Origin of the sequence: Stenotrophomonas mexicanensis (assembly GCF_032911605.1) — a bacterium.
Lineage (GTDB): Bacteria > Pseudomonadota > Gammaproteobacteria > Xanthomonadales > Xanthomonadaceae > Stenotrophomonas > Stenotrophomonas maltophilia_A.
The window spans coordinates 25,095-32,067 of the sequence record NZ_JAWJTG010000051.1; the positions used below are offsets into that span (position 1 = coordinate 25,095).

Sequence of the window (6,973 nt, forward strand, 5' to 3'; positions counted from 1 at the left end):
CGCGATACTGGTAGGTGCCAACCGTCCCGCTCTGGTGGGTGCCAACCTTGGTTGGCACGTCTGTCAGGCGTACGCGTCCAGCAACCCGCGCTGGCGGATCAACTGCGCGGACGACACGCTGGCCTCGCCCGGCGACGGTTCTCCGTCACCCGCGATGCCGCCGCCACTGGCCTGGCCTGACGCATTGCCGTCACCACCGGGCGCCTGATGACCAACATCAGCATGAGCCAGCTGGAAGCCCTGCTCGCCGAGGAGTTCGCGCAGGCGCGGCAGGCTGCTTTCCAGTGCCTGGCGCACATCCACGTGTGGGCTGCTGAAGCTGGCATGCACCTTGTCGCCGTTCAACTGCAGGCGCACGTCGACCGGGCCCATGTCGTCCGGACTCAACCGGATGTGGGCGTGGCCGATCTTCTGGTCGGCCAGCCAGCCCAGGCGCGCGCCGACGGCCTGGTCGAAACCATCGTCACCGAGCACCGGCTTCGGAGTCGGCTCGCCATTGAAGATGGCGTTGCCGGTAGCGAGTGCAGCTTTCAGATCCTGCACAGCCGCGTTGCCCGGCGCATGCAGCAGCGGCGCTGCGGCACGGTCGCCGATGAGGGGTGCGTCGCTGCCTTCGCCACGCTCGTTGCGCTTGCCGGGCAGCACCAGTTCAGGCAACGGCAATGTGGCTGTCTGGTCGGTGCCGCTGCTGGTGGTGGACGATGTGGCAGCCGCCGCTGCGGATGGCAGGGCTGCGGCGGCCGGCAGTGGGGCGGGGGCGGGTAGTGCGTTGCCGTCTGCGTCGGCAGCTGTTGCAGCCATTGCTGGCAGAGCGGCGGCAGGATCGGCAGGCGCCGGTACCGCCAGCACCAGCCCGGCCAGGCCGAGTGGCGGCCACGGGGCTTCCTCGGTCGCCGCCGGGGTGTCCTTTTCGGCAACCGGCTTGGCCGGTGCTGTGGGCACCGTGGCGGCGGTCTCTTCGGGGACGGCAGTGCTGTCCGGCCTGCGCTCGGCGCCGGCCTGGCCAGTGCTGTCCGATGCCGGTCCCTGCGTGGACGGCATGGGCGAGTTGGAGGGTTTCGAGGATGCATCGGCAGCCGGCGAGCCACCCTGCAGCAGTTGACTGAACTCCTTGTTGCCATCACCGCGTGGCGCGCGGGGTGCGCTGCTGCCGGAATGCTGTGGCTGCGCGTTGGCGCTGCTGGCCAATGGCGCGGGCATCACGAGCGGCCTCCCTGCTCGGCGCCGTCCTGATCTTCGGCCTGTACCAGGCGGGCGCGACGCGCGCCAATGTCGTCCATCTCGCGCTGGTCGCGGCGGTCCGTCACCACCTTTTCCTGTGCACGGTAGCTGGCGGCCAGCTGTTCCAGCACGGCCTTGTCACGGCTGGCCAGGATCAGGCGGGCGCGCTCGGCTTCCACCTTTTCGCGGTTGCCGTTGACCGTGGCCTGCTGCTGCTCCACCGCACTGTCGAGACGGTCGAGGAACGCGCGCCGGTTCAGCAGCTGCGCCGGGCTGGTCGCCGCCATCTGCGCGTTCGCGTACTCCTCGGCATAGCGGCGCAGTTCGTCCAGTCGCGATAGATGGGTATCGAGCACGCGCTGGCGTTCGGCCAGATCGCGGGCGACTGCGTCCTCGTGTTCCTGGGCCCGCTTGAGCAGGGGATCGATGCGCTTGGACTGGTTCATGGCTTAACTCTCTTGTTCCACCAGGCGCTGCAGTGCCGCCTGGCTGTGCGGGAGATCTGCGGCCTTGGCGACGTCCTGGCCGAGGAACTCCATGATTTCCGGCCAGCGTTCCAGGGCTTCGTCGGTGGCCGCGTCGTTGCCGCGCTGGTAGGCACCGATGGCGATCAGGTCGCGGTTGGCCGAATAGGCCGAGACCAGCCGCTTCAGCTTGCGGATGCGCAGGCGCCACGGTTCGTCGGCGATTTCCGTGACCACGCGGCTGACCGACGATTCAACGTCGATGGCCGGGTACAGGCCACTGTCGGCCACGCGCCGCGACAGCAGGATGTGGCCGTCGAGGATCGCGCGCGCGGCATCGGCGATTGGATCCTGCGGATCGTCGCCTTCGGTCAGCACCGTGTAGAACGCGGTGATCGAGCCGCGGCCCTTGGCACCATTGCCGGCACGCTCGACCAGCGCCGGCAGCTTGGCGAACACCGACGGCGGATAGCCGCGGGTGGTCGGCGGTTCGCCCACCGACAGGCCGATCTCGCGCTGGGCCTGGGCGAAGCGGGTCAGCGAGTCCATCAGCAACAGCACGTTCAGGCCCTGGTCGCGGAACCATTCGGCGATGGCGGTAGCGCGATAGGCACCATGCAGGCGCGCCAGCGGCGGCCGGTCGGCGGGACTGGCCACCACCACGGCGCGGCGCAGGCCTTCCTCGCCCAGCGTGGTCTCGACGAAATCGCGGACTTCGCGGCCACGTTCACCGATCAGGCCGACCACGATCACGTCGGCGGCGGTGTAGCGGGTCATCATGCCCAGCAGTGTCGACTTGCCGACGCCGGAGCCGGCGAACAGGCCGACACGCTGGCCGCGGCCGATCGGCAGCAGCGCGTTGATCGCGCGCACGCCGACGTCCAGCGGCTGGGTGATCGGCTCACGTGCCAGCGGATTGATCGACACGCCGGCCATGCCGACATGGCCCTCGGCGCGGATCGGGCCCTTGCCGTCCAGCGGTACGCCGTCGCTGTCGATGACGCGGCCGAGCAGGCCTTCGCCCACTTCAATGCCGCCACGGCGCGCGGACGGCACCACCCGCGCATTGGGCAACAGCCCATGCAGCTCTGCGCTGGGCATCAGGTAGGTGCGCTCGCCGGCGAAGCCGACCACTTCGGCATCGACCCAGCCGCCATCGACCACTTCTACCTTGCAGCTGGCGCCCAGCGGTGCCTCGCAGCCGACGGCTTCCAGGGTCAGTCCGACCGCGCGACGCAGCACGCCTTCGCGGATCAGGCCACGGCCATGGGCGGTATCCACGCGCAGGCCGTCGAGCCGACGGGCCAGGCGCAGGTTGCGGGCCATGGCCCAGTCGGCCGGTGGCGGCGTCGGCTGCGGATCGGGGTTCATGCATTGGCTCCGGTCTGGCGGATCACCGCGTCCAGCGCGCCTCGCAGGCGGGCTTCCAGGGTGCCGTCGATGCGCACGGCTTCGGCGTGCACGCGAAGATCGCCGCGGCTGAGGCTGGTGTCTGGCACCAGGCGCTGTTGTGGCGGCAGGCTCAACAGCGGGGCGAGGGCGGCGATGTCGTCCGGGTGCAGTCGCACTTCCACTTCCCGGGTGCTGCCACCGACCGCGTCGATGGCCTCACCGACCAGCTGTGCCAGCAGTGCCGGGTCGGCTTCATAGGCGCGGCCGACCAGCGCACCGGCGATGCGTACCGCCAGCTCGCCCAGTGCGCCGACCACTTCGTTCTCCAGCCGCACCAGCGGTCGGCTGAAGTTGTCCAGGATGCCTTCGATCTGCGCGGCGAGACGACGCACCTCCGCCTGGCCCTGGCCGTAGCCTTCGGTATGGCCGTGTTGGAAGCCTTCCTTCTCTGCGCTGTCCTGGATGGCCTGGATTTCCTCCAGGGTCGGCAGCTGCAGCGGCGGCTCCGGCTCGTGTTCCGGGTCCGGCTCGGTGAGTTCGAACGCATCCTCCTGATCCAGTACCGGTTCGGGCTGGGCCAGCAGGTCCGGGGCAAGCCAGCGCACGACGTTGCTCACAGCATGGCCTCCGCGCTGCCACCGATGGTGACGGTGCCTTCATCGGCCATGCGCTTGACGATGGCCAGGATCTCGCGCTGCGCGCCTTCCACGTCGGACAGGCGCACCGGGCCGCGGGCTTCCATGTCTTCCAGCAGGATCTCGGCCGCGCGCTGCGACATGTTGCGGGTGATCTTGTCGCGCACTTTGATGTCGGCACCGCGCAGGGCCAGGCCCAGGCGCTCGCCGCTCACTTCGCGCAGCACCAGCTGCATTTCGCGGTCGTCCAGGTCTACCAGGTCGTCGAACACGAACATTAGGTCCTGGATGCGGTTGCTCAACGGCGCATCGATGCGGGCGATTTCGCCCAGGATCGCCTGGTCCTGGCCGCTGTCCATGAAGTTCAGGATGTTGGCCGCGCACTGCACGCCGCCGATGTTGGACGACTTCAGGTTCTGGTTGCCGGCGAATTGGCGTTCCATGATCTCGTTCAGTTCGTTCAACGCATTGGGCGGAATACCGTCCAGGGTGGCGATGCGCAGCAGCACGTCCACGCGGGTACGGTCGGGCAGCAGCTTCAGCGCGTCGGCGGCCTGGTCGGTTTCAAGGTGCGCCATCACGATGGCGATGATCTGCGGGTGCTCGTTGCGCACCAGGTCGGCCACCGCACGCGGGTCCATCCACTTCAGCGCGTCCAGGCCGGTGGTGTTGCGGCCGAGCAGGATGCGGTCGATCAGGTTCCCGGCCTTCTCGCTGCCCAGTGCCTGCACCAGCATGTTGCGGATGTAATCGTCCGAGCCCACGCCCAGCGAGGTCTTCGAGCCCAGCTCCTGGCCGAACTGGTCCATCACCCGTTCCACCTGTTCGCGGGTGATGTCGGTCATGGTGGCCATGGCGATGCCGATTTTCTGCACTTCCTTGGGTTCCATGTGACGCAGCACTTCGGCCGCATCCAGCTCACCCAGCGAAAGCAGCAGTACGGCGGCGCGCTGCACGCCAGTCAGTGCGGCCTCAGTCATTGGCCACCCAGCCCTTGACCACCTGGGCCACGCGCTTGGAGTCGGTCTTCACGGCTTCACGCGCCATCCGCAGTCGTTCCTCATATGAATCCACCGGCAGGGCCAATGCATCCGGCCCGCCCAGGCTGGCCCGGTCGGCGCCCAGCGCCGGCAGTGGCATGCCATCGTCATCGACCAGCTGCACGTCCGCGGTATGCGGCTCCAGTGCCTGTTCGTCGTTCTTCTTGTTCTGGCCGGTGATCGCGCGCAGTGCAGGGCGCAGCACGCCGAACAGCAATGCCAGCACCACCACGGCACCCAGCAGCATGCGGCCGGCGTCGTGCACCCACGGCAGCTCCCACCATGCCGGGCCTTCGACCGGCGTGGTGTCACGCACGAATGGGGCATTCATCACCGACACGGTGTCGCCACGCTCGGCGTTGAAGCCGACGGCCTGCTTGACCAGCGCCTCGACGCGGGTCAGCTCGGCCGCCGACAGCGGCTGCGGCGCGACTTTGCCGTTGGCACCGGCGCGCGGCACGTTGTCCACCAGCACCGCCACCGAGACGCGCTTGATGCGGCCGGCCGGCTGACGGGTGTGCTGCAGGGTGCGATCCAGCTCGTAGTTGCGGGTCGCGTTCTTGCTGCTTTCGGTCGGGGCCTGCGCAGTGGCCGGTGCGGCCTGCTGGCCCGGCGGGCTGTTGCTGGTCGCGCCCGGCACGCCCTGCGGGCCCGGGGTGCTGGTGGTGTTCTCGCTCATCTGCTCGCTGCGCAGCTTCTGCGGTTCACCGTTGTAGAGCTCACGGGCTTCCTCGGTTACCGAGAAGTCCATGTCCACGCTCACTTCCGGATTGACGCGGCCAGGACCGGTCATCGGCTCCAGCAGCTCGCGGATGCGCTGGTTGAACGAGGTTTCCTGGCGGCGGACCTGCTCGAACTGGGCCGCATTGACTGCCGCTTCGCTGTTCGGGTCGGTGATGCTGAGCATGCGCCCGCTCTGGTCGACCACGGTCACCCGTTCCGGAGCGAGGTCCGGAATGCTGGCCGCGACCATGTGCACGATGGCGTCGACCTGGCTGCGTTCCAATTGCTGGCCGCCACGCAGTTCCAGGGTGACCGAGGCGCTGGCCACGTCACGCTGCCGGGTGAAGGCGCTGGGCTTGGGAATGGCCAGGTGCACGCGCGAATCGCGCACCGGGCGCAGCGTGTTGATGGTGCGCGACAGCTCGGTTTCCAACGCATGCTGGTAGCGCGCGCTTTCCACGAACTGGCTGACGCCGAAGCCCGGGTCGCGTTCCATCAGCTCGAAGCCGAGCTTGCCGCTGTCGGTCAGGCCGGAGCCGGCCAGCTTCAGGCGGGCGTCGTGCAGGTTCTTTTCCGGCACGGTGATGCCACCGGTGGCCGGGTCGAGTGCGAACGGGATCTGCGCGGCGCGCAGCAGGTCGGTCGCTTCAGCGGTGGCCTTCTGGTCCAGGCCGGTATACAGCGGGACCATGCCGGGCTTCTGCGACCAGAAGAACACGAACAGCCCGGCCGCTACGGCCACGGCGATCATCGCCATCAGTCCGAGCCGACGGGTGATCTGCAGGCTTTGCAGCCGATCGAACCACTGGCCCGCCTTTTCGGCGTTCAGGGATTCCTTGGAGAGCGACAGGGCCATGCGGTTCTATCCTTACAGCGGCATGTTCATCACGTCCTGGTAGGCCTGGACGAGACGGTTGCGGACTTCCACGGTGGCGCGGAAGGCGATCTGGGACTGCTGCGAGGCGACCATGACCTTGGCGAGGTCGGCGCTGGGGTCGCCCATTTCGAAGGCTTTTGCCAGGGCGCCGGATTTCTGTTGCGCGTCGTTGACGCCGGCAATCGCACCACGCAGGGTTTCGGTGAAGCTGGCCGGCTGGGCCTGGGGTGCATCCAGCACCGTGCCCGGCAGGGCGTTGCTGCGCGGCGTTTCGCCCAGCGGGTTGAGCGCCGGCTGTCCCATCTGGGTCTGATAGGAGCGGATCTGCGAAAGGATCGACGTGACGGAGTGGGACATCTGCAACGGTTCCAGAAACAGGGGATGGGGTTGTCTGCTGGAGCAGGTGCAAGTGCCGTGCCGAAACCGGTTTTCGATTCAGTGAAGTGAGGGTTGTGGGTGTGCTGGCAGGGCTGCGCCCTGCACCCGCCGAATCAACGTCAACGTCAACGGCGGGCTATCCGTGGGGTGGCGGGGTGGGTCCGGTTGCGGGGGGCGCTGCAAGTACATCCATGTAAGCTCGGTCGCGCCATCCATGGCGCTCACGCCCCCGCAACCGGACCC

At 68.2% G+C, this 6,973-nt stretch carries 7 protein-coding genes; all 7 read right to left on the reverse strand.

Annotated features, from left to right (window positions below):
- Nucleotides 1-63: 63 nt before the first annotated feature.
- From R1L06_RS17950 to fliE, 7 genes are read right to left on the reverse strand one after another with little or no spacing between them, the layout of a single operon-like run.
- The gene (locus tag R1L06_RS17950) at nt 64-1,200 is read right to left on the reverse strand and encodes a flagellar hook-length control protein FliK (protein ID WP_317218377.1); all 1,137 of its coding nucleotides are present in this window, start codon (nt 1,198-1,200) and stop codon (nt 64-66) included.
- Nucleotides 1,200-1,667 (reverse strand): flagellar export protein FliJ, encoded by a 468-nt coding sequence (fliJ, locus tag R1L06_RS17955; RefSeq protein WP_005416437.1) that lies wholly within the window; start codon nt 1,665-1,667, stop codon nt 1,200-1,202. The genes R1L06_RS17950 and fliJ overlap by 1 nt, the downstream gene beginning before the upstream one ends.
- Before the next feature lie 3 nt (nt 1,668-1,670).
- A complete protein-coding gene (locus R1L06_RS17960) occupies nt 1,671-3,056 on the reverse strand; it encodes a FliI/YscN family ATPase (RefSeq protein WP_317218378.1) in 1,386 nt (461 codons plus the stop codon).
- Nucleotides 3,053-3,694, reverse strand: coding sequence for a FliH/SctL family protein (locus R1L06_RS17965; protein WP_099479183.1), 642 nt, complete (start codon nt 3,692-3,694; stop codon nt 3,053-3,055). The genes R1L06_RS17960 and R1L06_RS17965 overlap by 4 nt, the downstream gene beginning before the upstream one ends.
- Entirely contained in the window at nt 3,691-4,677 is a 987-nt protein-coding gene (gene fliG, locus R1L06_RS17970; RefSeq protein ID WP_024958226.1) for a flagellar motor switch protein FliG, read from the reverse strand. The genes R1L06_RS17965 and fliG overlap by 4 nt, the downstream gene beginning before the upstream one ends.
- Nucleotides 4,678-4,684: 7 nt before the next feature.
- Nucleotides 4,685-6,331: a flagellar basal-body MS-ring/collar protein FliF gene (gene fliF / locus R1L06_RS17975; RefSeq protein WP_317218379.1), complete on the reverse strand. Its 1,647-nt coding sequence runs from the start codon at nt 6,329-6,331 to the stop codon at nt 4,685-4,687.
- Nucleotides 6,332-6,343: 12 nt separating this feature from the next.
- Nucleotides 6,344-6,709 (reverse strand): flagellar hook-basal body complex protein FliE, encoded by a 366-nt coding sequence (fliE, locus tag R1L06_RS17980; protein WP_005409552.1) that lies wholly within the window; start codon nt 6,707-6,709, stop codon nt 6,344-6,346.
- Nucleotides 6,710-6,973 lie beyond the last annotated feature (264 nt).

Excerpts from the sequence above, each read along its gene's own strand:
- fliF (WP_317218379.1), bottom strand. The coding sequence starts at position 6,331 with ATGGCCCTGTCGCTCTCCAAGGAATCCCTGAACGCCGAAAAGGCGGGC.
- R1L06_RS17960 (WP_317218378.1), bottom strand. The coding sequence starts at position 3,056 with ATGAACCCCGATCCGCAGCCGACGCCGCCACCGGCCGACTGGGCCATG.
- fliE (WP_005409552.1), bottom strand. The coding sequence starts at position 6,709 with ATGTCCCACTCCGTCACGTCGATCCTTTCGCAGATCCGCTCCTATCAG.
- fliJ (WP_005416437.1), bottom strand. The coding sequence starts at position 1,667 with ATGAACCAGTCCAAGCGCATCGATCCCCTGCTCAAGCGGGCCCAGGAA.
- R1L06_RS17950 (WP_317218377.1), bottom strand. The coding sequence starts at position 1,200 with ATGCCCGCGCCATTGGCCAGCAGCGCCAACGCGCAGCCACAGCATTCC.